At 71.7% G+C, this 24,011-nt stretch carries 25 protein-coding genes; 22 read left to right on the top strand and 3 right to left on the bottom strand.

Annotated features, from left to right (window positions below; all coding sequences use genetic code 11):
• The first annotated feature begins 15 nt into the window (after positions 1-15).
• The 9 genes from murG (at position 16) to ASG88_RS00360 (ending at position 7,898) form a co-directional block, all read left to right on the top strand.
• Positions 16-1,086, top strand: coding sequence for an undecaprenyldiphospho-muramoylpentapeptide beta-N-acetylglucosaminyltransferase (gene murG / locus ASG88_RS22835; protein ID WP_056885443.1), 1,071 nt, complete (start codon positions 16-18; stop codon positions 1,084-1,086).
• Positions 1,083-2,510 (top strand): UDP-N-acetylmuramate--L-alanine ligase, encoded by a 1,428-nt coding sequence (gene murC, locus ASG88_RS00395; protein WP_056885442.1) that lies wholly within the window; start codon positions 1,083-1,085, stop codon positions 2,508-2,510. The genes murG and murC overlap by 4 nt, the downstream gene beginning before the upstream one ends.
• On the top strand, positions 2,503-3,267 hold the full coding sequence (locus ASG88_RS00390) for a cell division protein FtsQ/DivIB (protein WP_056885441.1): 765 nt from the start codon (positions 2,503-2,505) through the stop codon (positions 3,265-3,267). Before murC ends, ASG88_RS00390 begins: the two co-directional genes overlap by 8 nt.
• A gap of 284 nt (positions 3,268-3,551) precedes the next feature.
• Positions 3,552-4,793: a cell division protein FtsZ gene (ftsZ, locus tag ASG88_RS00385; protein ID WP_056885440.1), complete on the top strand. Its 1,242-nt coding sequence runs from the start codon at positions 3,552-3,554 to the stop codon at positions 4,791-4,793.
• 3 nt (positions 4,794-4,796) lie between these two features.
• Entirely contained in the window at positions 4,797-5,486 is a 690-nt protein-coding gene (locus tag ASG88_RS00380; protein ID WP_056885439.1) for a polyphenol oxidase family protein, read from the top strand.
• Positions 5,483-6,175 (top strand): YggS family pyridoxal phosphate-dependent enzyme, encoded by a 693-nt coding sequence (locus ASG88_RS00375; RefSeq protein WP_200956301.1) that lies wholly within the window; start codon positions 5,483-5,485, stop codon positions 6,173-6,175. Before ASG88_RS00380 ends, ASG88_RS00375 begins: the two co-directional genes overlap by 4 nt.
• Positions 6,176-6,236: 61 nt before the next feature.
• Entirely contained in the window at positions 6,237-6,722 is a 486-nt protein-coding gene (locus ASG88_RS00370; protein ID WP_056885437.1) for a cell division protein SepF, read from the top strand.
• Positions 6,723-6,730: 8 nt separating this feature from the next.
• Positions 6,731-7,021 (top strand): YggT family protein, encoded by a 291-nt coding sequence (locus tag ASG88_RS00365; RefSeq protein ID WP_056885436.1) that lies wholly within the window; start codon positions 6,731-6,733, stop codon positions 7,019-7,021.
• A gap of 100 nt (positions 7,022-7,121) precedes the next feature.
• Positions 7,122-7,898 carry a DivIVA domain-containing protein gene (locus ASG88_RS00360; protein ID WP_056885980.1) on the top strand — a complete coding sequence of 259 codons (777 nt, stop codon included), beginning with the start codon at positions 7,122-7,124 and terminating at the stop codon, positions 7,896-7,898.
• A 68-nt stretch (positions 7,899-7,966) separates the two neighbouring features.
• Here ASG88_RS00360 and ASG88_RS23415 read toward each other — a convergent pair whose 3' ends face one another.
• Positions 7,967-8,812, bottom strand: a complete 846-nt coding sequence (locus ASG88_RS23415) for a hypothetical protein (RefSeq protein WP_200956300.1) — start codon at positions 8,810-8,812, stop codon at positions 7,967-7,969.
• Between ASG88_RS23415 and ASG88_RS23410 the strand changes: the two genes are divergently transcribed.
• The 9 genes from ASG88_RS23410 (at position 8,796) to ASG88_RS00310 (ending at position 19,053) form a co-directional block, all read left to right on the top strand.
• Positions 8,796-9,233, top strand: coding sequence for a TraR/DksA family transcriptional regulator (locus ASG88_RS23410; protein WP_235534658.1), 438 nt, complete (start codon positions 8,796-8,798; stop codon positions 9,231-9,233). The genes ASG88_RS23415 and ASG88_RS23410 overlap by 17 nt on opposite strands.
• Entirely contained in the window at positions 9,206-9,763 is a 558-nt protein-coding gene (gene lspA, locus ASG88_RS00345; RefSeq protein WP_056885434.1) for a signal peptidase II, read from the top strand. The genes ASG88_RS23410 and lspA overlap by 28 nt, the downstream gene beginning before the upstream one ends.
• Positions 9,760-10,698 (top strand): RluA family pseudouridine synthase, encoded by a 939-nt coding sequence (locus ASG88_RS00340; RefSeq protein WP_056885433.1) that lies wholly within the window; start codon positions 9,760-9,762, stop codon positions 10,696-10,698. The genes lspA and ASG88_RS00340 overlap by 4 nt, the downstream gene beginning before the upstream one ends.
• Positions 10,688-11,425 (top strand): GNAT family N-acetyltransferase, encoded by a 738-nt coding sequence (locus tag ASG88_RS00335; protein WP_056885432.1) that lies wholly within the window; start codon positions 10,688-10,690, stop codon positions 11,423-11,425. The genes ASG88_RS00340 and ASG88_RS00335 overlap by 11 nt, the downstream gene beginning before the upstream one ends.
• A gap of 10 nt (positions 11,426-11,435) precedes the next feature.
• A complete protein-coding gene (locus ASG88_RS00330; RefSeq protein WP_056885431.1) occupies positions 11,436-11,879 on the top strand; it encodes a hypothetical protein in 444 nt (147 codons plus the stop codon).
• Between the two features lie 164 nt (positions 11,880-12,043).
• A complete protein-coding gene (locus ASG88_RS00325) occupies positions 12,044-13,012 on the top strand; it encodes a DUF2332 domain-containing protein (RefSeq protein ID WP_056885430.1) in 969 nt (322 codons plus the stop codon).
• A 183-nt stretch (positions 13,013-13,195) separates the two neighbouring features.
• Complete coding sequence (gene dnaE, locus ASG88_RS00320; protein WP_056885429.1) at positions 13,196-16,759, top strand: DNA polymerase III subunit alpha; 3,564 nt, start codon at positions 13,196-13,198, stop codon at positions 16,757-16,759.
• On the top strand, positions 16,756-17,373 hold the full coding sequence (locus tag ASG88_RS00315; RefSeq protein ID WP_056885428.1) for a hypothetical protein: 618 nt from the start codon (positions 16,756-16,758) through the stop codon (positions 17,371-17,373). Before dnaE ends, ASG88_RS00315 begins: the two co-directional genes overlap by 4 nt.
• Positions 17,374-17,412: 39 nt before the next feature.
• Positions 17,413-19,053: a DUF3352 domain-containing protein gene (locus tag ASG88_RS00310; RefSeq protein ID WP_056885427.1), complete on the top strand. Its 1,641-nt coding sequence runs from the start codon at positions 17,413-17,415 to the stop codon at positions 19,051-19,053.
• 6 nt (positions 19,054-19,059) lie between these two features.
• Here the strand turns inward: ASG88_RS00310 and ybaK are convergent, their stop codons facing one another.
• Positions 19,060-19,551, bottom strand: a complete 492-nt coding sequence (ybaK, locus tag ASG88_RS00305; protein WP_056885426.1) for a Cys-tRNA(Pro) deacylase — start codon at positions 19,549-19,551, stop codon at positions 19,060-19,062.
• A gap of 7 nt (positions 19,552-19,558) precedes the next feature.
• On the bottom strand, positions 19,559-20,224 hold the full coding sequence (locus ASG88_RS00300; protein ID WP_056885425.1) for an LON peptidase substrate-binding domain-containing protein: 666 nt from the start codon (positions 20,222-20,224) through the stop codon (positions 19,559-19,561).
• Between the two features lie 73 nt (positions 20,225-20,297).
• On the opposite strand from ASG88_RS00300, the gene hisD reads away from it, so the two are divergent.
• From hisD to hisH, 4 genes are read left to right on the top strand one after another with little or no spacing between them, the layout of a single operon-like run.
• A complete protein-coding gene (gene hisD, locus ASG88_RS00295) occupies positions 20,298-21,599 on the top strand; it encodes a histidinol dehydrogenase (protein ID WP_056885424.1) in 1,302 nt (433 codons plus the stop codon).
• Positions 21,596-22,723 (top strand): histidinol-phosphate transaminase, encoded by a 1,128-nt coding sequence (locus ASG88_RS00290; RefSeq protein ID WP_056885423.1) that lies wholly within the window; start codon positions 21,596-21,598, stop codon positions 22,721-22,723. Before hisD ends, ASG88_RS00290 begins: the two co-directional genes overlap by 4 nt.
• Positions 22,720-23,343, top strand: coding sequence for an imidazoleglycerol-phosphate dehydratase HisB (gene hisB / locus ASG88_RS00285; RefSeq protein WP_056885422.1), 624 nt, complete (start codon positions 22,720-22,722; stop codon positions 23,341-23,343). Before ASG88_RS00290 ends, hisB begins: the two co-directional genes overlap by 4 nt.
• On the top strand, positions 23,340-23,978 hold the full coding sequence (gene hisH, locus ASG88_RS00280; RefSeq protein WP_056885421.1) for an imidazole glycerol phosphate synthase subunit HisH: 639 nt from the start codon (positions 23,340-23,342) through the stop codon (positions 23,976-23,978). The genes hisB and hisH overlap by 4 nt, the downstream gene beginning before the upstream one ends.
• The last annotated feature ends 33 nt before the right edge of the window (positions 23,979-24,011 follow it).

Raw genomic sequence — 24,011 nt, 5'->3', positions numbered from 1 at the left:
GGTAGGTTTCTCCTGATGCGCGTACTCCTCGCCGGCGGTGGCACCGCCGGCCACACCTCGCCCCTGATCGCCACCGCCGACGCCCTGCGGCGGCTCGACCCGACGGTCGAGGTCCACTGCCTCGGCACGCCGCGCGGCCTGGAGAACACCGTCGTGCCGCGGGCCGGCTACCCCCTGCACCTGATCCCGCCGGTGCCGCTGCCGCGCAAGCCCTCGGGCGAGCTGCTGCGGGTGCCGCTGAGGCTGCGCGACGCCGTACGCCGCACGCTCGAGGTCTTCGACACGGTCCAGCCCGACGTGGTCGTCGGCTACGGCGGCTACGTCTCCATGCCCGCCTACCTCGCGGCCCGCCGCCGACGGCTGCCGCTGGTGGTGCACGAGCAGAACGCCCTCCCGGGCCTGGCCAACAAGGTCGGCGCGCGGGTGGCCGACCGGGTCGCGGTGAGCTTCCACGGCACGCCGCTGCCGAAGGCCGAGTACGTCGGCCTCCCCATCCGCCGGATGATCTCCACCCTCGACCGCGAGGCCGCCCGCGCCGGCGCGCGCCGCTTCTTCGGCCTCGACGCCGACCGCCCGACGCTGCTCGTCACCGGGGGATCCCAGGGCGCCCGGCAGCTCAACCAGTCCGTCTCCGCGGCCGCCGAGGCACTCGGCGAGGCCGGGGTGCAGGTGCTCCACGTCGTGGGCCCGAAGGGCGAGGCCAGCCCGGTCGCGACCGGTGTGCCCTACAAGGTGCTCGACTTCGTCGACCGCATGGACCTCGCGTACGCCGCCGCGGACCTGGTCATCTGTCGCTCCGGCGCGTCCAGCCTCACCGAGGCCGCGGCCGTCGGGCTGCCGGCGGTGTTCGTGCCGCTGCCGATCGGCAACGGCGAGCAGACCCTCAACGCCCGCACCGTCGTGGACGCCGGGGGAGCGCTGCTCGTCGGCAACGAGGCCCTCACGCCGGAGTGGGTCCGTGCGACCGTCCCCGGCCTGCTCCACGACACCGACCGGTTGGCACGGATGGGCGCCGCCGCGGCCGCGCTCGTGCCCCGCGACGCCGACGAGGCGCTGGCCCGGATCATCGTGGAGGTCGCCCGGTGAGGGTGCCCGTCCCCGACGAGCTGCTCCCCGTCGACCGGCTCGGCCGGGTGCACTTCATCGGCATCGGCGGTGCGGGCCTCTCCGCGATCGCCCGCATCATGGCCGCCCAGGGCGTGCAGGTCAGTGGCAGCGACGACCAGGACACCCCGTTCCTGCCGTCGTTGCGCGAGCTCGACGTCACCTGCCACCTCGGCTACGACGCCGCCCACCTCGGCGACCTCGGGCCCGACGACACCGTCGTGGTCACCACTGCCGCACGCGAGGACAACCCCGAGGTGCTCGAGGCCCGCCGTCGCGGCCTGCGGGTGCTGCCGCGCTCGGCCGGCCTCGCCGCCGTGATGGCCGGACGGCGCGTGCTCGCGGTCGCCGGCACGCACGGCAAGACCACGACCACCGGCCTGCTCACCAGTGCGCTGCTCGCCGCGGGCGCCGACCCGACGTACGCCGTGGGCGGGGTGCTCACCGCGACCGGTCGCAACGCCGACGCCGGCTCCGACGACCTGTTCGTCGCCGAGGCCGACGAGAGCGACGGTGCCTTCCTCGTCTACCGCCCGCACGCCGCCATCGTGACCAACGTCGAGGCCGACCACCTCGACAACTGGGGCACCGAGGAGGCCTACCACGCGGCCTTCGACGAGTTCGCCGGCACGATCGACCGCGAAGGGTTCCTCGTCGTGGTCGGCGACGACGCCGGGGCCGCCGCCCTGGCGACGTACGCCCGCTCCGACGGCCTCGAGGTCATCACCGTCGGTGAGGGCGAGTCCTGCGACCTGCGCCTCGTCGACGTGGGCTTCGAGGGCACCACGTCCCGCGGTCGGGTGCTGCGCGACGGCGTCGTGGTCGGTGACCTCGTGCTCCGCATCCCCGGTCGGCACTACCTCCTCGACGCCCTGGCCGCGCTCGCCGTCGGACTTCGCCTCGGTCACGACGCCGACGGCCTGCTGGCCGGGCTGGCCGGCTTCACCGGGACGGGCCGGCGGATGGAGCTGAAGGGGGAGGAGTCGGGCGTGCGCGTCTACGACTCCTACGCCCACCACCCCGTCGAGATCGCCGGCGACCTCCAGGCCGCCCGGGCCGTGGCCGGCGACGGCCGCATCGTCGTCGCCTTCCAGCCCCACCTCGTCTCCCGCACCCGGATCTTCGGGGAGCAGATGGGCGTCGCGCTCGGTGCCGCCGACGAGGTCGTCGTCCTCGACGTCTACCTCGCGCGCGAGGACGCCGACCCGTCGGTGACCGGAGCCCTGGTCGCCGACGCCGTGCCGCTCGACACCGAGCACGTCCTCTTCGAGCCCGACTTCGACGCGGTGCCCGCGGCCCTCGTGGCCCGCGCGCGCCCCGGTGACCTGGTGCTGACCCTCGGCGCGGGCAGCATCACCCAGCTCGGCCCGCGGGTCCTCGACCTGTTGCGGGGAGCCCGTGGCTAGCGCGACCCGCACCCGTCCCTCGGAGGAGGAGCGGCGCGAGCAGCGCGTCCGCCAGCGCTTCGCGCGCCGGCAGTGGGCGCGGCGCTGGATGCACTGGCGGGTCGTCGTCGCCGTGCTCGCGGTGGTGGCGCTCGTCGCCACGTCGGTCTGGCTGGTGTTCTTCTCGGCGGTGCTCGCCATCGACAAGGTCGAGGTGGACGGCAACCGCCTGCTCGGCCCGGACCGCGTCCTCGCGGTCGCCGAGGTCCCGACGGGGGAGCAGCTCGCGCTGGTCGACCTCGAGGCCATCTCGCGCCGGGTGGCTGCGCTGGCGGAGATCGAGGACGTCGACGTGACCCGCTCCTGGCCCGACGGCATCCGCATCGACGTCACCGAGCGCACCGCCATCGCGGTCGTCGAGCTCGGCGGCCGGCTGCGGGGCCTCGACGCCGAGGGCGTGGTCTTCCGCGACTACCGGACCGCGCCCAAGGGGATGCCCCGGGTGCGGCCCACCACGTCCACCGGCTCCGACGCCCTGGCCGAGGCCGCGGGCGTCGTCGCGGTGCTCCCCAGCGACCTCGCGGCCCGGGTGGACCACGTCGAGGTGCAGACCATCGACCAGATCACCCTGGTGCTCCGCGACGGTCGCCAGGTGCTGTGGGGGAGTGCGGAGCAGTCCGAGCTCAAGGCGCGGGTGCTGCCCGAGCTCCTCGCCGCGCAGCGTGCCCAGGTCTACGACGTGAGCGTGCCGGAGAGCCCGATCACCCGACCCAGCTGAGCCCGTCGCAGACGATCCGCACGACGACCCGTACGACGATCCGCGCGAAAGTCCGCCGAAAGTTCCGGCGTCGTGGGCGTGTCGGCAGGAACGGTCGTCCTCGCGTGCCTATGTTCTTCTGCAACGCGAGGTTGACATAACTATAACCCTCAGGTTCACGGTTAGAGTTCCGGATCCCGAGGGCAGGGGATGTCAGCCACGCACCTTCCCCGATACACCCAGCCCGACAACCCAGACCCGCTCCGGCACCCGGCCGGAACCACACCCGAGAGAGGCCTGCAGCCGTGGCAGCAGCACAGAACTACCTGGCGATCATCAAGGTCGTGGGTATCGGTGGAGGCGGCGTCAACGCCGTCAACCGCATGATCGAGGTCGGCCTCAAGGGTGTCGAGTTCATCGCGATCAACACCGACGCCCAGGCCCTCCTGATGAGTGACGCCGACGTCAAGCTCGACATCGGCCGCGAGCTCACCCGCGGTCTCGGTGCCGGCGCCAACCCCGACGTGGGTGCCAAGGCCGCCGAGGACCACGCCGACGAGATCGAAGAGGTCATCAAGGGCGCCGACATGGTGTTCGTGACGGCCGGCGAGGGCGGCGGCACCGGCACCGGAGGCGCGCCCGTGGTGGCCCGCATCGCCCGGTCGCTCGGCGCCCTGACCATCGGTGTCGTCACCCGCCCCTTCGCCTTCGAGGGCCGCCGTCGTGCCAACTCCGCGGAGGAGGGCATCAGCCAGCTCCGCGAGGAGGTCGACACCCTCATCGTGATCCCCAACGACCGGTTGCTGTCGATCACCGACCGCAGCGTGTCGATCCTCGACGCCTTCAAGCAGGCCGACCAGGTGCTGCTCCAGGGTGTCTCGGGCATCACCGACCTGATCACGACGCCCGGCCTGATCAACCTCGACTTCGCCGACGTCAAGTCCGTCATGGCCAACGCGGGCTCGGCCCTCATGGGCATCGGCTCGGCCCGCGGCGACGACCGCGCGGTCCAGGCCGCCGAGATGGCCGTCTCCTCCCCGCTGCTCGAGGCGAGCATCGAGGGCGCCCACGGCGTGCTGCTCTCCATCGCCGGTGGCTCCGACCTCGGTCTCTTCGAGATCAACGAGGCCGCGGCCCTGGTGTCGCAGTCCGCGCACGCCGAGGCCAACATCATCTTCGGTGCGACCATCGACGACGCGCTCGGCGACGAGGTGCGGGTCACCGTGATCGCGGCCGGCTTCGACGGCGGGATGCCCAAGCGTCGCGCCGAGGGCAGCGTCCTGCGGCCCAACGCGCCGGTGCAGTCGCAGGCCGAGACCCGGGCCGCCGCCCAGCAGGTCGCCACCCAGCGTCCCGCCACCTCGGCGTCGACGGGCAGCCAGGCCTTCGAGCCCTCGCGGCCCGCCGCCCAGCCGGCCCAGCAGTCCGCCCCGCGACCGGCCCAGCCCGCCCAGCAGTCCGCGCCGGCCCGCCAGGAGCCGTCCCGCCCGAGCCGTCCCGTCCAGTTCGACGACGACGACCTCGACGTCCCGGACTTCCTGAAGTAGCACGTGTTCGCATTCCGCGACTCTCGTGAGGGCGACGTCTCCCGGCTCCGGGTGGACGTCGCCTTCACTGATTCTTCCCTCGACCTCCAGGGCCTCCGCGAGGACTTCCCCGAGCTGCTGGCCCGCGTCGAGGACGCCGTCGGCGTGCCCCTCGCCCGCCTCTCGCAGGTGCACGGCGACGAGGTGCTGGTGGTCGACGGCCCGATGCCGCTCGGGCAGGTGCCCGACGGCGACGCCCTGGTCACCACGACGCGGGGCCTCGGCCTCATGGTCCGGGTGGCGGACTGCGTGCCGCTGGTGCTTGCCGACGCCGAGGCCGGCGTCATCGGTGCCGTCCACTCCGGGCGGCCCGGTCTGGCGCTCGACATCGCCACCCGCACGGTCGAGGTGATGCGCACCCACGGTGCCTCCGAGATCGTCGCCTGGGTGGGGCCGCACGTGTGCGGGTCCTGCTACGAGGTGCCCGAGCAGATGCGCGCCGACGTCAGCGCCGTGGTCCCCGAGGCCTGGGCCGAGACCTCGTGGGGCACGCCCGCCCTCGACATCGGTGCGGGCGTGCGCGCCCAGCTGACCCGCGAGGGCGTCGAGGTCGTGGACGTCGCCGGCTGCACCCTCGAGGAGCGCGGCCTGCACTCCTACCGTCGCGACGGGGCCGCCGCCGGACGGTTCGCCGGGCTGGTGTGGGTCTCGTGACGCGCGCCGACGACCTCGCGACCAACCTCGCCGCCGTACGCCGCCGCATCGCCGACGCCTGCGCCGCCGCCGGCCGCTCGCCCGACGACGTGTCGCTCGTCGTGGTCACCAAGTTCTTCCCGGCCTCCGACGTCCGGGCGCTGGCCGACCTCGGCGTCACCGACGTGGGGGAGAACCGCCACCAGGAGGCCTCCGACAAGGCCGCCGAGTGCGCCGACCTCGGCCTGCGGTGGCACTTCATCGGAGCGCTGCAGAGCAACAAGGCCGCCGCCGTCGCGTCGTACGCCGACGTCGTCGAGTCGGTCGATCGTTCCAAGCTGGTCGGCGCCCTCGACCGAGGGGCGGGGGAGCGCACGGTCGACGTGCTCCTGCAGGTCAGCCTCGACCCACCGGGGTCGGACCACCGGGCCGGCGCCGACCCCGCGACCCTGGCCGACCTGGGAGCCGCCGTCGAGGCGGCCGAGCACCTGCGGCTGCGCGGCCTGATGGCGGTGGCGCCGCTCGGCGAGGACCCGGCGGAGGCCTTCGCGAGGCTGGCCGACATCCGGGCCGGCTTCCTCGGGGACCATCCGCGGGCGACCGCGTTGTCGGCCGGGATGAGCGGTGACCTCGAGCAGGCGATCGCACGTGGTGCGACACACGTGCGTGTCGGGTCCGCGGTCCTCGGTGAGAGGCCTGCGGTCAAGTAATGTCCACATCAGTCAAGTGGCGCCCGGACCCGGGCGCCCGGTCTACCGGAGGATCTGTCTCATGAGCGGCGCGATGCGCAAGATCGGCGAGTACCTCGGCCTGCTCGAGGACACCGGCCAGTACGACGAATTCGACGACGAGACCACCAAGCACGACGTGGTCGACGAGCAGCCCGCTCGCGAGTCCCGGGACCGTCGTCCCGCCCCCGTGTCCGACATCTCCGAGCGCCGTCGTCCGGCCTCGGTCTCTCCTGGAGTGGTCGCCGAGTTGAGCCGCATCACCACCCTTCACCCCCGCAACTACAACGAGGCCCGCCTCGTCGGTGAGAACTACCGCGACGGCACGCCCGTGATCATGAACCTCTCCGAGATGGACGACAACGACGCCAAGCGCCTCGTCGACTTCGCCGCGGGCCTGATTTTTGCCACGCGTGGCAGCATCGAGCGCGTGACCAACAAGGTCTTCCTGCTCTCCCCGCCCAACGTCTCGGTGTCCACCGAGGACAAGGAGCGGATCGCGGAGAACGGGTTCTTCAACCAGAGCTGAGCGACTTCGTGAATCTTGTCGGCGGGATCCTCTACGGACTCGTCTGGGTCTTCATCGCCCTGTTGTGGGTCCGCTTCGTCGTGGACTGGGTCCAGGTGTTCGCGCGCCGCTGGTCGCCCTCGGGCATCCTGCTGGTCGTGCTCGAGGTGGTCTACACCATCACCGATCCGCCCATCAAGGCGCTCCGCAAGGTCATTCCGCCGCTGCGGCTCGGGTCGATCATGCTCGACCTGAGCTTCCTCCTGGTGATGCTGGGCGCCTACCTTCTTCTCGTCGTGATCCGTTCGGCGCTGCTCTGAACCAGCAGCCACACGGGTCACTGACAGAGCGCCACGTCGTGGCGCTAGTGTGTCCGGGAACAGCCCGGTTTGCCATCAACGTGAAAGTTTGGGTGACGTCATGCCGCTGACGCCTGAGGACGTGAGCAACAAGCGCTTTACGCCCGTGCGCCTCCGCGAGGGGTACGACATGGGCGAGGTCGACCAGTTCCTCGACGAGGTGGAGGCGGAGCTCGCCAGGCTCACCAAGGAGAACGACGACCTGCGGTCGAAGCTCTCCGCGGCCCAGACCGGCAGCACGCCGGCCCCGGCCCGCACGCCTGAGCCCGAGCCGGCCAAGGTCGAGGAGAAGCCCGCCCCGACGCCGACCCCCGCCCCGGCCCCCGTGGCCGCTCCGGCCGCCGCCCCTGCGGCTGCCGCGCCCGGTATGGAGACCATCCGCGTCGAGACCGTCCCGCAGGCGTCCAACGCGGCCGCCCGCCTGCTCGAGCTCGCGACCCGCAACGCCGACGAGCTCGTCGACGAGGCCAAGAACGAGGCCGACAAGATCGTCGGCGCCGCGCGCACCAAGGCCGAGCGCCTGGAGGCGGAGTCCAAGACCAAGGCCGACCGCCTCGAGGCGGACGCCCGCCAGCGCTCGCAGATGCTCGACTCCGAGACCGCCGAGCGTCGCCAGCAGATGTTCGGTGACCTGGAGAAGGAGCGCGACAAGCTCAGCAGCGAGGTGGAGACCCTCCGCTCGTTCGAGCGCGAGTACCGCTCCCGCCTCAAGAGCTACTTCACCCAGCAGCTCGAGGCCCTGCAGGGCTCCGGCTCCGTCGCCGACATGCCGGCCGACGGTGCCCCGGCGCCCAAGCGCCTGCGCTCGATCCTGGGCGAGGACGAGAACAACAACTGATCCACCGGGCCGCACGGCCCGTCGTACGACCTCGAGAACGGCCGGTTCCTCCGCGGGACCGGCCGTTCTCACACCCCTGTGGGCGAGCCGCTTGGATGGGGCCCCGGGCAGGGGCTACCCTCCCTGCCACCGTGTGGCAGCACACACCCTTGGCCCCCAGGAGGCCCGCTCATGGCCAGCAGCACCCGCAAGTCCCTCGCCGGCACTGCTGCGGCTGCGGCCAAGAAGGTGATCGGGCGCCGGTCGAGCGCCAAGGCCGCCCCGGCCGAGGTCGAGCCGGCGGCAGCCGGGGCCGCCGCCAAGAAGACGGCCACGAAGACCGCTGCGAAGTCCGCCAAGAAGGCTCCCGCCAAGGCCGCCAAGGCCCCGGCGAAGAAGGCCCCGGCCACGACGGCGGCGGCGAAGAAGGCCCCGGCCACGACGGCGGCGGCGAAGAAGGCTCCCGCGACCAAGGCGGCGGCGAAGAAGGCTCCCGCGACCAAGGCGGCGGCGAAGAAGGCTCCCGCGACCAAGGCGGCGGCGAAGAAGGCTCCCGCGATCAAGACGGCGGCGAAGAAGGCTCCCGCGACCAAGGCGGCGGCGAAGAAGGCCCCCGCCACGAAGGCCGCTCCGGCCGCCGCGACGAAGCCCGCCGCCGCGAAGAAGGCCCCAGCATCGAAGGCGGCGGCCAAGAAGGCTCCCGCCACGAAGGCCACGGCCACGGCCACGGCCACGAAGGCCACGGCGAAGAAGGCTCCGGCCGCGTCGCCCACCGCGAAGAAGACGGCCACGAAGGCCGCCGCGAAGAAGTCCCCGACCGGGACGACCACCACGAGGACGACGGCGACGAAGACGGCCCCCGCGGCCGCGGCGCCGGCGAAGAAGACCGCCACCAGGACTGCAACGAAGAAGGCCGCCGTGAAGAAGACCGCCACCCAGGCATCCGCCAAGAAGGCCCCCATGTCCTCGCTCGTCGTCAAGGAGGGCGAGGGCGCGTGGACCAAGGCCGAGCTCGACGAGGTCCTCGACGAGCTCCACACCCAGCGCGACAAGCTCGTGCACGTCCTCGACGAGGCCGAGCACGACCTCGCCGGGCTGATGCGCGACGCCGGTGACGGCGCCGGCCACGACCAGGCCGACATGGGCGCGACGAGCTTCGAGCGCGACCACGAGCTCACCGTGCTCAACAACGAGCGCGAGATGCTCGCCCAGATCGACCGTGCCCTGGGGCACATCCACGACGGCAGCTACGGCATCTGTGAGTCCTGTGGGGAGCCGATCGGCAAGATGCGTCTCATGGCTTTCCCCCGTGCCACACTGTGCATGACATGCAAGCAGCGCGAGGAGCGTCGCTGAGCTCCAGCGACCAGGACACCCACGAGTCGTCCGCGCGACCCCGCAGGACCTGGGGGCTCTTCGCCCTCGTGGCGCTCGCGGCGTACGCGCTGGACCTGTCCACCAAGCAGTGGGCGCTGGTCAACCTCGAGGACGGCGACATCGCGGTCCTCGGTGACTGGCTGGTGCTGCACCTGGTGTTCAACCCGGGGGCGGCCTTCAGCACCGGCACCGAGTTCACGATCGTCTTCAGCTGCCTGGCGGTGATCGCCGTGCTGGTGGTGCTGTGGCTCAGCCGGCGGCTCGGCAGCCCGCTGTGGGCGGTCGGTCTCGGTCTGCTCCTCGGCGGCGTCGCCGGCAACCTCACGGACCGGATCTTCCGCGAGCCCGGCTTCATGCGTGGCCACGTCGTCGACTTCCTGATGCTGCCCAACTGGCCGGTCTTCAACGTCGCCGACATGTGCATCAACGCCGCGGCGGCGGTCATCATCCTCCAGTCGTTCCGCGGCGTGATGCTCTCCGGGGCGCGCATCGAGAAGGACGAGTCGTGAGCGGCTTCGTCGACCAGCGGACCGTGCTGGTCCCCGACGGCCTCGCCGGTGAGCGCGTCGACGCCGCCATGGCCCGGATGTTCGGCTTCTCCCGCACGCGCGCGGCCGACCTGATCGCCGCCGGTCTCGTGCAGGTCGACGGTGGGGACGTCGGCAAGAGCGACCGGCTGCACGCCGGCTCCATGCTCGAGGTCTCGATCCCCGCCGAGGTGGACCCGCTCGTCGTGGTCCCCGAGCTGGTCGAGGGCATCAAGATCATTCACGACGACGACTCCATCGTGGTGATCGACAAGCCCGTCGGTGTCGCCGTGCACCCCTCGCCCGGCTGGTCGGGCCCGACCGTCGTCGGTCACCTCGCGGGAGCCGGCTTCCGGATCTCCACGAGCGGGGCCAGCGAGCGCCAGGGCATCGTGCAGCGGCTCGACGTCGGCACGTCCGGCGTCATGGTGATCACCAAGTCCGAGCGCGCCTACTCGGTCCTCAAGAACGCCTTCCGCCACCGCACGGTCGACAAGACCTACCACGCCCTCGTGCAGGGTCACCCGGACCCGCTGCAGGGCACCATCGACGCGCCGATCGGCCGCCACCCCCGCCACGACTACAAGTTCGCGGTGATGGCCGACGGCCGCCACTCGGTCACCCACTACGAGACGCTCGAGGCGCACCGTTTCGCCTCGCTGCTCGAGGTGCACCTCGAGACGGGCCGCACCCACCAGATCCGCGTGCACATGGCCGCCCTCAAGCACCCCTGCGTCGGCGACATCACCTACGGTGCCGACCCGTCCCTCGGCCAGCGGGTCGGCCTGGAGCGGCAGTGGCTGCACGCCGTCAAGCTGGGCTTCGAGCACCCGGACACCGGTGAGTACGTCGAGTACGAGTCGACCTACCCCGACGACCTGGCCCACGCGCTCGAGGTCATCCGTGATGCCCACTGAGGTGTCGCTCCGCCTGGCCGGGCAGGACGACCTGCCCGCCGTCGCCGAGCTCTACCTCGCGGTCCGCCGCGCCGCCGTACCCCTCATGCCGCCCGGTGTGCACCCGGACGACGACGTACGCCGCTGGGTCGGGTCCTGGGACCTCTCGACGCGCGACGTGTGGCTGGCCGAGTCCGGCACGGACGGCGACCCGGCCCTGGTCGGCTTCGCGACGCTGACCCCGACCTGGCTCGAGTCCCTGTACGTCGCCGGGTCCGCCCAGCGGCAGGGCATCGGGTCGGCCCTGCTCGAGCTGGCCAAGGCCCAGCGTCCTGACGGGTTCGCGCTGTGGGTGTTCGAGTCCAATGTCGCGGCCCGCGCGTTCTACGCCCGCCACGGTCTCGTCGAGCTGGAGCGCACCGACGGCTTGGCCAACGAGGAGCGCCGCCCGGACGTGCGGATGGCCTGGCCGGGGACCGACCCGCTCGCCTTCTACCGGGCGATGATCGACGAGGTGGACCTCACCCTCGGTGACGCCCTGGCCCGCCGCGTCGCGCTCACCCGGGTCGTCCAGGACCACAAGCGCGAGGTCTCGGCCGTCGCGGACCCCGCTCGCGACGCCACCCGGGAGCGCGACATCGTCGCCCGGGTCGCCGAGCTCGCCCCCGAGCTGGGGGAGGAGCGGGTCGGTCGCATCATGCACGCGGTCATCTCCGAGTCCATCGACGCCGCCCGCGAGCGCTCCTGAGGGCGCTGGCATGGACTACGAGGGAGTGGCGAGGTTCGTGCCCGAGTCCCTGCCTCGCGCCGAGGGCGACCCGAGAGGCCTTCCCGCGAGCGTGCTCCTTGACGCGGCCACCCGAGCCGGCCAGGTGCTCGCCGAGCTCGACCGTCAGCTGAGGGCCCTTACCAGGGTCTTCGAGGTGGAGATCGTCGAGGCGCGCCAGCTGGGTCCGCACCTGGTGGAGGTGGTCTACCGGCATCCCTCGTACGACGGGCTGCTCGGGCTGAGGCGCGATGTCAGTGAGAAGGAGGTGGGGGTGCATGCGGACGACCCGCACCACGCCCTTGCCGTCCACGAGAACTCGGTCGAAGAGATGACCACCATGCTGCGCATCGAGCTCGAGGAGCCGCTGGGATCGACGCGCACCACAACCGACGCCTCCGGCATCAGGTGGTGGGGAGACCCCGCCGGTTCCTGAGGGAGCGACGAGTGTGCGTGGATGCACGTGTGTCGGGCCTCCCGACGTGCTTCCACGCACACTGGTGAGGCGGGTCGTCCGGGTCCTCGCCGGCGCTACGACCTGAGTCGCCCAGTGACACAGGTGCCGGCGGCCGCAACAGCCATTCGGTCTAGCGTGGGCACATGCAGATGAGTGGGGAGATCGCCGACCGCTACCGCGACTTCGCGACGTACGCACGCGGCGACAGCCCGACGTTCGAGGCCTGGGCGCTCGGGATCGCCGACGACCCCGAGGTGCACGCCTGGCTGGCCGACCTGCCGGAGCCCAAGCAGCAGCCCAACCTCGTCCTCGCCGCCGCCCGCTGGCACGGGGCGCCTGCGCCGGGGGAGTACGCCGGGTTCAAGGCGGTCCTCCTCGAGCACGAGCGGTCCGTCAAGCAGACGATCCGCGACCGGGCCACCCAGACCAACGAGGTCGGCAGGCTCGCCGCCCTCACCCCGGTGCTCGGCACCCTCGACGGGCCGCTCGCGCTCATCGAGGTCGGGGCGAGCGCCGGGCTGTGCCTCTTCCCGGACCGCTACGACTACGACTGGCCGGGTGCCGGCGCCCTCACCGGCAGCGGGGGACCGACGCTCACCGCGACGGCCACCGGCCCGGTGCCGGTCCCGGTGCGGCACCCGGACGTCGCGTGGCGCGGTGGCGTCGACCTCAACCCTCTCGACGTGACCGACAGCGATGCGATGGCCTGGCTGGAGACCCTCGTGTGGCCCGAGCAGGACGACCGCCGGGAGCGGCTGCGCGCGGCGGTCGCGGTGGCGCGCCGGGAGCCGCCGTACGTCGTCCGCGGCGACCTGTTCGACCACCTCCCCGCCCTCCTGGACGAGGCCGGGCGGCACGGCACCCCCGTGGTCTTCCACAGCGCCGTCATCGCCTACCTCGAGGACGCCGACCGCGAGCGCTTCCACGACCTCATGACCGGCCTGGTCGACGACGGCGCCTGCCACTGGATCAGCAACGAGGCGCCCCAGGTGCTGCCCCGGGTCACGCGCGACTTCGACCCCGGTCCGGGGCGGTTCGTGCTGGCCCTCGACGGGGTCCCGGTGGCCGCGGCCCACGGCCACGGCCACGCGCTGGAGTGGCGTTCCTCATAGCGCCACAGCCTGCAGGCCGGGGGTCGGGCGGCACGCCGACGGCGTTGTCGGAACCCCCTGTCAGACTGACGTAGGCTGACTGCTCTTCCCCTCCGCGATGACCCCGTGTCACCCCAGCGAGGCCTGCTGGGCCGTCAGTCGCGACTGTTCCTGCGACCCTCGAAGAAGGTGTGGAAGACCCCGATGTCGGCTGGCTCCAACGACAACTTCGTGCACCTGCACGTCCACACCGAGTACTCCATGCTCGACGGCGCGGCGCGCCTCGGCGACCTGGCCAACCACACGGCCGAGCTGGGCATGCCGGCGATCGCGATGACCGACCACGGCAACGTGTTCGGGGCCTACGAGTTCTACAAGAAGGCCACCGCCGCCGGGGTCAAGCCGATCATCGGCATGGAGGCCTACTTCACGCCCAACATCAGCCGCTACGAGCGCAAGCGCGTCAACTTCTACAAGGGCGGGCCCGACGACGTCTCCAGTCGTGGTGCCTACACCCACATGACCCTGCTGGCCGAGTCGACCGAGGGCATGCACAACCTGTTCCGCCTCTCGACCGGGGCGTGGCGCGACGGCTTCTTCCAGCACCCCCGCGCCGACCGCGAACTGCTGTCCCAGCACGGCGCCGGCATCATCGGCACGACCGGCTGCCCCTCGGGCGAGGTCCAGGTCCACCTGCGGCACAACAACTACGAGGCCGCCCGCCAGACCGCCGCGGACTACCAGGAGATCCTGGGCCGCGACAACTACTTCCTCGAGCTGATGGACCACGGGCTCGACATCGAGCGCCGGGTCCGTGACGGCCTGCTCCGGCTCGCCAAGGACCTGCGGATCCCGCTGCTGGCGACCAACGACTCGCACTACGTGCACCAAGCGGACGCCAAGAGCCAGGAGCACCTGCTCTGCATCAACTCCGGCTCCAACATGGACATCCCGGCCGGCGACGGCCCCGGCCAGCGCTTCGCCTTCTCCGGCGACGGCTACTACATCAAGTCGCCCGCCGAGATGCGGTCGCTGTGGGTCGACAAGTACGACCTGCGCGAGGCCTGCGACAACACGCTGTGGATCGCCGAGCGCTGCGACGTCAAGTTCACCGAGGGCAACGGCACCTACATGCCGCGCTTCCCCTGCCCCCCGGGCGAGAACGAGGACTCCTGGCTGGTCAAGGAGGTCGAGCGCGGCCTGCAGGTCCGCTACCCCGGCGGGGTGCCCGACGACGTCCGCAAGCAGGCCGAGTTCGAGCTCGGCGTCATCACCCAGATGGGCTTCCCCGGCTACTTCCTCGTCGTCGCCGACTTCATCAACTGGGCCAAGGACAACGGCATCCGCGTCGGCCCCGGCCGCGGCTCGGGTGCCGGCTCGATGGTCGCCTACGCCATGCGGATCACCGACCTCGACCCGCTCGAGCACGGCCTGATCTTCGAGCGCTTCCTCAACCCCGACCGCGTCTCGATGCCCGACTTCGACATCGACTTCGACGAGCGCCGGCGCGGCGAGGTCATCCGCTACGTCACCGACAAGTACGGCGACGACCGGGTGTCCTACATCGTCACCTACGGCACCATCAAGGCCAAGCAGGCCGTCAAGGACTCCAGCCGCATCCTCGGCTACCCCTTCGCCATGGGCGACCGGATCACCAAGGCCATGCCGGCCGCGGTGATGGGCAAGGACGTCCCGCTCAAGGACATCTTCGACGCCAACCACAAGCGCTACGGCGAGGGCGGCGAGTTCCGCGGCCTCTACGAGCAGGACAACGACGTCAAGCGGGTCGTCGACACCGCCATCGGCATCGAGGGCCTCAAGCGGCAGTGGGGCGTGCACGCGGCCGGCGTGATCATGTCGAGCGAGCCGCTCATCGACGTCATCCCGCTGCTCAAGCGGCCCGCCGACGGCGCGATGATCACGCAGTTCGACTACCCGACCTGCGAGGCCCTCGGCCTCATCAAGATGGACTTCCTGGGGTTGCGCAACCTCACGGTCCTCGACGACGCGGTGAAGAACATCAAGGTCAACCGCGACGAGACGGTCGTCCTGGAGGACCTCACCCTCGACGACCCCGCGACCTACAACCTGCTCCAGCGCGGTGACACCCTCGGCGTCTTCCAGCTCGACGGCGGGCCGATGCGGGCCCTGCTCCGCTCGATGCGGCCCGACAAGTTCGAGGACATCTCGGCCGTCGGTGCCCTCTACCGCCCCGGCCCGATGGGTGCCGACTCCCACAACAAGTACGCCCGGCGCAAGACCGGCCGCGAGCCGGTGGAGGCCATCCACCCCGAGCTGGCCGAGCCGCTCTCGGAGATCCTCGGTGAGACCTACGGCCTGATCGTCTACCAGGAGCAGGTCATGGCGATCGCGCAGAAGCTGGCGGGCTACACGCTCGGCCAGGCCGACCTGCTGCGACGCGCGATGGGCAAGAAGAAGAAGGAGGAGCTCGACAAGCAGTTCGAGATCTTCTCCGGCGGCATGATCGAGCGCGGCTACTCGATGAAGGCCGTGCAGACCCTCTGGGACATCCTGCTGCCCTTCTCCGACTACGCGTTCAACAAGGCCCACTCCGCGGCGTACGGCCTGGTCTCCTACTGGACCGCCTACCTCAAGGCCAACTACCCGGCCGAATACATGGCGGCCCTGCTGACCAGCACCAAGGACGACAAGGACAAGTCGGCGATCTACCTCAACGAGTGCCGCCGGATGAAGATCCAGGTGCTCCCGCCCGACGTCAACGAGTCGCACTCCAACTTCACCCCGGTCGGCCACGACGTCCGCTTCGGCCTCACCGCCGTGCGCAACGTCGGTGCCAACGTCGTCGAGAAGATCGTGGAGGCGAGGGCAGAGAAGGGCAGGTTCGAGGACTTCAACGACTTCATGGAGAAGGTTCCTCTGGTCGTGTGCAACAAGCGCCTTGTGGATTCGTTGGCGCGGGCTGGCGCTTTCGACGACATGAAGCACAAGCGGCGCGCGATCGTGGCCATCCATGAGGATGCCGTGGACCGCTTCGTCGACGCCAAGAAGAACACCGACGGCGGCCAGGACTCCATGTTCGATCTTCTCGACGCAGGCGACGTGGGGTCCGCCGGGACCAAGGTCGAAGTCCCGGACCACATCGACGAGTGGGACAAGATGACGCTGCTGGGCCACGAGCGGGAGATGCTCGGCCTCTACGTCTCCGACCACCCGCTCCTCGGTCTCGAGCACGTGCTGTCCAACGGCACCGACTGCACCATCGGCCAGCTGATGCTCGACGAGGAGCGCGCCCACGGCAGCACCCTCACCATCAGCGGGCTGGTCACCAGCGTGCAGCGCAAGATCACCAAGAAGGGCGACGCCTGGGCGACGGTCACCCTCGAGGACCTCGACGGGGCGATCGAGGTGCTGCTCTTCCCGAGCGCCTACCAGCTGGCGTCCAACCACCTCGTCGAGGACGCGATCCTGCGGATCAAGGGCCAGCTGTCCCGTGACAAGGACCAGCCCGAGCTCCGCGCCCAGGAGGTCTCGGTCCCCGACATCTCCGACGGCCCGAGCGGCCCGGTCGCGGTCAACCTGCCGCACACCCGGGTCAACCCCGGCACGGTCGACAGCCTCAAGGAGGTCCTCGCGACCCACCCGGGGGTGACCGAGGTGATCCTGCACGTGCGGATGCGGGACCGGACGATCGTGCTCAAGGTGGGTGACCACCACCGTGTGACCCCGAGCCCGGCGCTCTTCGCCGACCTCAAGCAGCTGCTGGGCCCCGGGTGCCTGGCGGGATGAGCGACGCCCGGCCCACCGACGCACAGCCGATGGACCCCCGGCCGGCCGACGCCCGGACGCACCGTCTCCACGGCCGTGCCGTGGCCGTCCGGGCCGCCATCGTGCTGGCCACCTTCGCGGTGGTCGGGGCGATCGCCGGCGTGGTCTGGGAGTGGGTGTGGACCCCGCCCGTCGGCATCGTCTTCCAGGGCGAGTGGATCCTGGAGCCGTCCGGTCCGGACTACGACTTCTCCGGCACCGGGTGGTACGTCGTGATCGCGCTGGGCGCCGGACTGATCACCGCCGCCGTGCTCGGCTGGGTGCTCGTGGCCGGTGAGCTGACCACCCTGGCGTCCGCCGCGGTGGGGTCGGTGCTGGCGGGCTGGCTGATGTTCACCGTCGGCCACACGCTCGGTCCGCCCGACCCGCGGCCGCTCGCCGCGGCGATGGACGACCTGGAGCGGTTGCCCAGCGACCTGCGGGTGGCCGGCAGCGACCCGGAGCAGTCGGCGTACTCGCTGGCGGGCAGCGCCTTCCTGGCGTTCCCGTTGGGGACGGTCATCGGCCTGTCGCTGGTCTGGTTCACCACGAACGGTCGCCGTGTTCGCGAGGTTGACCCCCGCTCCGCTGGGTAGGCTGCGGCCGTCTCTTCACGCCGCACACGGGGGTTCCACATGTCCACCACACCGCAGGGCCCCTCGGGTCCCGAGTACCTCGAGTCGTCGGCGGGCAGTCCCGTCGCCGGCCCCGCCGGATCGTCCGACTCCCGCAAGCGGGTGATCGTGCTCGGCGGGATCCTCGGACTCCTGGCGGTGGGCGGCGGAGCGGCCTGGGCCGCCTCGAGCTTCCTCAGCACCGGCGACCAGCCCGCCCGGGCCCTGCCGGCGAGCACCATCGCCTACGCGAGCCTCGACCTCGACCCCAGCGGCGAGCAGAAGATCGAGGCGATCCGCACGCTGCGCAAGTTCCCCGCGTTCGCCGACAACGTCGACCTCGACACCGACGACGACCTCCGCGAGCGGCTCTTCACGGAGCTGACCGAGTCGGGGGAGTGCGAGGGCCTCGACTACGCCGCCGACGTGGAGCCGTGGATGGGCGATCGCGCCGCTGTCGCCGCCATCGACACCGGCGCCGAGACGCCGGCGCCCGTGCTCGTCCTCCAGGTCAGTGACGCCGGCGCGGCCGAGGACGGCCTCGCCACCCTGCAGGAGACCTGCGGCGGCGACGAGGTCGACTCCACCACCGCCGCCTGGACGGTCGAGGGCGACTGGGCGGTGATCGGCGAGACCGTCGAGATCACCGACCAGGTGGTCGCCGACGCCGAGGAGGGAACGCTCGCCGACGACGGCGACTTCCAGCGCTGGACCGAGGAGGCGGGCGACCCCGGCATCGTGAGCATGTACGCCGCCCCGGCCGCCGGGCAGTACCTCGCGGACATGTTCGGCATCTACGGCGAGTCGCTCGACTCGATGCGCGGCATGGGCGAGATCGACCCCGGCACGACCGACTCGGTGACCCCCGAGATGGAGAAGGCCTTCGCCGACTTCCGCGGCGCCGCCATCACCGTCCGCTTCGACGACGGGGCCCTCGAGGTCGAGACCGCCGCCGACCCGGGCCAGTCCATGATGGCGATGTCCGGCCTCGACCAGGGCGGCTCCGAGCTCGTGTCCGACCTGCCGGACGACACCGTCGCGGCGTTTGCCCTGGGCTTCTCCGACGGCTGGTTCACCGAGATGGTCGACACCTTCGCCGAGCTGGGTGGCGCCGAGATGACCTCTGACGAGCTGATGGCCGAGATGTCCGAGGCGTCCGGCCTCGACCTGCCGACCGACGCCGAGGCGCTGGTCGGCGACGCGATGGCCGTCTCGATGGGCTCGGGCTTCGACATGGAGGCCTTCTTCAACGGTGGCCCCGGCGAGCTCCCGGTCGGCGTCACCATCCAGGGCGACCCGGACGCCATCCAGGGAGCGCTCGACAAGGTCGCGGCCCAGATGGGTCCCGACGCCGACATGCTGGAGACCGAGGTCGAGGGCGACCGGGTCACGCTCAGCCCCAACGCCGACTACCGCGCCACCCTGGCGGGCGGCGGGTCGCTCGGTGAGTCGGAGGCCTTCGACGAGGTCGTCGAGGATGCGGACGAGGCCGCGGCGGTGCTGTTCGTCGACTTCGACGCCGACGACAACTGGCTGGCGCGCCTCGCCGGCGAGGAGGATCCGGAGATCGCGGAGAACATCGAGCCGCTGTCCGCCTTCGGCGTCACCGGCTGGCTCGAGGACGGCGTGTCCCACTCGGTCGTCAAGCTGACGACGGACTGAGCCTGCTCACCGGCCGATCGGGGCCGTGGTCGCTGCCGTGACCGCGACCAGGTCGGCCGGTGACAGCTCGACGTCCAGGCCACGACGACCGCCCGAGACGAAGACCGTGGGCCAGCGGGTCGCCGACGCGTCGACGACGGTCGGGTGCGCCTTCCGCTGGCCGATCGGGGAGATCCCGCCCGCGACGTACCCCGTCGCCCGCTCGGCCGCGGCGACGTCGGCCATCACGGCCTTGCTGCCGCCCAGGGCCCGCGCGAGGGCCTTGAGGTCGAGCTGGCCGTCGACCGGGACGATCCCGACGACCAGGGCGCCGTCGAGCGAGGCGAGCAGGGTCTTGAGCACGCGGCCCGGCTCCACGCCCAGCGCCTCGGCCGCCTCCAGCCCGTACGACGCCGCGCGCGGGTCGTGCTCGTAGGCGTGCAGCGTGAAGTCGACGCCCGCCGCCGTCAGCGCGACGGTCGCCGGCGTCCCGCCACCGGGGCCCTTCCTCCTGGCCACGGGTGACTCAGTTGGGGGACCAGGCCGTGCGGGCCACCTCGGTGGCCGGCAGCGACGGGATGACGTTGATGGCGCGCAGCTCCTCGCGGAGCAGCGAGGTGACCAGCTCGAGCCGGTCGCGCGGCGAGTCGGCCTCGAGCAGCGACTGGCGCTCGGCCATGGGGAGCGGCGCGAGGGCGGCCAGGGTCCACGACAGGTAGCCGGGGTCGCGGGGGAGGGAGCCGGAGAACGTGGTGCCCTGCAGCTCGCTGATCGCGGCCCGGTAGGCCGTGAAGGTGGCGCGGGCGCGGGTGAGGACCTCCTCGGGCACCGGGCCCTCCGCGTCGGGGTGCTCGGCGACGTCGCCGACGGCGAACTCCCCGGAAGGGTCGAGACCCTCGAGCACGATGCGCTCGCGGGCGACCGCCTCGATCTCGAAGGTGCCGTCGTCGTTGGCCTCGACGTCGGTGAGCTGGAGGCGGACGCCGACCCGGTAGAGCGACTGCGACCCGTGGTCGCCGACCTCGTAGCCCTCCCGGACCGCCACCGTGCCGAACACCCGCTCGGCCGGGTCGTCGATGCGCAGCAGGTGGTGGACGAGGGCGCGGTAGCGGTCCTCGAACACGTGGAGCGGCAGCGAGACGCCCGGGAACACCACCGTGCTGAGCGGGAACATCGGCAGGGGAGTGCTCACGCCCCGACCCTAGCGGTGTCCAGTCGGGGCGCGGGTTCGGTCGGGGCGTGGCGCGGTCCCTAGACTTGGACCCATGATCCGCCGCATCGACCTCAGAGGAGCCGACCGAGCCTCCGTCGACTACCGCGCCGCCGTGCCGCGCGCGGAGTTCGACGTGGAGGCGGCCACGCATCTGGTGGCGCCGGTGCTGCACGCGGTCAAGACCCGCGGCGTCGAGGCGATCCTGGAGTACTCCGCCGAGTTCGACCGCATCGAGATCGACGACATCGCGGTGCCCCGTGAGGCCATGACCCGGGCTCTCGAGGAGCTCGACCCGCAGGTGCGGGCGGCGCTGGAGGAGTCGATCCGCCGCTTGCGCATCACGTGCGAGGCCGAGCTCGAGCACGACGTGGTGACCCGGCTCGGCGAGGGTGCCGTCGTGACCCACCGCAAGGTGCCGATCGACCGCGTGGGGCTCTACGTCCCGGGCGGCCTGGCCCCGCTGGTGAGCAGCGTCGTCATGAACGTCGTCCCGGCCCAGGTCGCGGGCGTGCGCAGCATCGCGCTGAGCAGCCCCCCGCAGAAGAACACCGGCGGCCTGCCCGAGCCCACCATCATGGCCGCCTGCGAGCTGCTCGGCGTGCACGAGCTCTACTCCGTCGGCGGCGCCCAGGCGATCGCCATGTTCGCCTACGGCGCGGGGCCGTGCCGGCCGGTCAACCTCATCACCGGACCGGGCTCGATCTACGTCGTCGCCGCCAAGCGGCTCGTGAGGGGCACGGTCGCCATCGACTCCGAGGCCGGGCCCACCGAGATCGCGATCCTGGCCGACGACTCGGCCGACGCGGCGTACGTCGCCGCCGACCTGATCAGCCAGGCCGAGCACGACCCGCTCGCCGCCTCCGTCCTGGTGACCGACTCCGAGACGCTGGCCGACGACGTCGTCGCCGAGCTCGACAAGCAGGTCTTCGCGACCCGCCACACCGGCCGCATCCAGCAGGCGCTGACCGGTCCCCAGTCGGGGATCGTCATGGTCCACGACATGGAGCAGGGCCTCGAGGTCGTCAACGCGTACGCCGCCGAGCACCTCGAGATCCAGACCCGCGACGCCACCGCCCACGCTGCCCGGATCACCAACGCCGGCGCCGTCTTCGTGGGTCCCTACGCCCCGGTGTCGCTGGGCGACTACTGCGCCGGCTCCAACCACGTGCTGCCGACCGCCGGCTGCGCCTGCCACTCGAGCGGGCTGAGCGTGCGCGCGTTCCTCAAGTCGATGCACGTGGTCGACTACTCGCGCGAGGCCCTCGCCGAGGTGGCCGGACACGTGGTCACGCTGGCCGAGGCCGAGGACCTCCCGGGCCACGGCACCGCGGTCTCCGTGCGGTTCGAGCAGTGAGCGCGGGGTCCCCACAGGAGTGGTCGCCGCCGTCGACGTGGCCGCCCCTGCGTGAGGAGCTGCGCGGCATCGAGCCCTACGGCGCCCCGCAGCTCGACGTACCTGTCCAGCTCAACGTCAACGAGAACCCCTACGGACCCTCCGCACAGGCGGCCGCCGACATCGCCGCGGCGGTCGGCCGGGCGGCGACGACCCTCAACCGCTACCCGGACCGTGAGTTCGTCGAGCTCCGCGAGGCGCTGGCGGCCTACCTCAACACCTCCGGCGGCATCGGCATCACCGCCGACCGGGTGTGGGCGGCCAACGGCTCCAACGAGATCATGCTGCAGCTGCTGCAGGCCTTCGGTGGACCGGGGCGGGTGGCGCTCAGCTTCGCGCCGACGTACTCGATGTATCCCGAGTACGCCCGCGACACCGTGACCGAGTGGGTCGCCGGACGCCGTGAGGGCGACTTCTCGCTCGACCTCGACGCCGCCCGGGCGCTCGTCGAGGAGCGGCGGCCCAGCGTCGTGCTGCTCCCGTCGCCCAACAACCCGACCGGGACCGCGCTGCCGCCCGAGGCGGTCTCGATGCTCTGCACGGCCGCCGGCGACGGGCTGGTGGTGGTCGACGAGGCGTACGGCGAGTTCCGGCGCTCGGGCACCCCCAGCGCCCTCGAGCTGATCGACACGCACCGCAACCTCGTCGTCACCCGCACGATGAGCAAGGCGTTCGCGCTCGCCGGGGCCCGGGTGGGCTACCTCGCCGCGGCCCCGGAGATCTGCGACGCGATCCGCGTCGTCCGCCTGCCCTACCACCTGTCGGCGGTCACCCAGGCGACCGCACTGGCCGCGCTCCGGCACGCCCCCGAGCTGCTCGGCCGGGTCGACGAGCTCCGCGTCGAGCGGGACGCGACGGTCGACTGGCTGCGCGGGCGTGGGCTCGAGGTCGCCGACAGCGACGCCAACTTCGTGCTGTTCGGGACCTTCGCCGACCGGCACGCGGTCTGGCAGGGTCTGGTCGACCGCGGCGTGCTGATCCGCGAGACCGGACCGGACGGCTGGCTGCGGGTGTCGATCGGGACCGCCGCCGAGATGGACGCATTCAAGGACGCACTGATCCAGGTCATGGAGGACACAGAATGAGCAACCGCACCGCCAGGATCGAGCGCACCACCTCGGAGTCGAAGGTCACCCTCGCGGTCGACCTCGACGGCTCCGGTCGCGCCGACGTCTCGACCGGGGTCGGCTTCTACGACCACATGCTCACCGCCTTCTCCCGGCACTCGCTGGTCGACCTGACGGTGCACACCGTCGGGGACACCCACATCGACGCCCACCACACGGTCGAGGACACCGCGATCGTGCTGGGCCAGGCGCTGCGTGAGGCGCTCGGCGACAAGCGCGGCATCCGCCGCTTCGGCGACGCCACCGTGCCGCTGGACGAGGCGCTGGCCCAGGCGGTCGTCGACGTGTCGGGTCGTCCCTACTGCGTGCACACCGGTGAGCCGGAGGGTCAGGTCTACGTGGCGATCGGCGGCGACGGCGCGGCCTACCAGGGCTCGCTGACGCGCCACGTCTTCGAGACGATCTCGTTCCACGCCCACCTCGCGCTGCACGTACGCGTCCTGTCCGGTCGCGACCCGCACCACCTGGTCGAGGCGCAGTTCAAGGCGTTCGCCCGGGCGTTCCGCGACGCGGTTGCCCTCGACCCGCGCGAGACGGGCGTGCCGTCGACCAAGGGCACGCTCGGAGACGCCTCTTGAGCCGCCCCCGGCAGGTCGTCGTCCTCGACTACGGCTCGGGCAACCTCCGCTCGGTCGTGCGCGCCGCCGAGCGCGCCGGTGCCGAGATCACCCTGACGAGCGACTTCACCACCGCGCTGGAGGCCGAGGGCCTCATCGTGCCGGGCGTCGGGGCGTACGCCGCCTGCATGGCCGGCCTGCGCGAGATCAAGGGCGAGCGGATCATCGGGCGTCGCCTCGCGGGCGGGCGTCCGGTGCTGGGCATCTGCGTCGGCATGCAGGTCCTCTTCGCCCGCGGCGTCGAGCACGGCGTGGAGACCGAGGGCTGCAGCGAGTGGCCCGGCACGGTCGAGCGCCTCCAGGCGCCCGTCGTCCCGCACATGGGGTGGAACACCGTCGAGGCGCCGGAGGGATCGCAGCTCTTCGCCGGGGTCGAGGACGAGCGCTTCTACTTCGTCCACTCGTACGCCGCCCGCGACTGGCCGCTGGTCACCAACGACCGCACCCGCGCACCGCTCGTCACGTGGACCACCCATGGTGGTGACCGCTTCGTCTCCGCCGTCGAGAACGGCCCTCTCTGGGCGACCCAGTTCCACCCCGAGAAGTCCGGCGACGCCGGCGCCGCGCTGCTGCGCAACTGGGTCGCCACGCTCTGACTGGGTGTATCCCTATCGGCGACGCCGGCTACC

The sequence above is a fragment of the Nocardioides sp. Soil777 genome, assembly GCF_001428425.1.
In the GTDB taxonomy this organism is placed as follows: domain Bacteria; phylum Actinomycetota; class Actinomycetes; order Propionibacteriales; family Nocardioidaceae; genus Nocardioides; species Nocardioides terrigena.
This window is presented reverse-complemented; position numbering and strand designations above follow the sequence as displayed.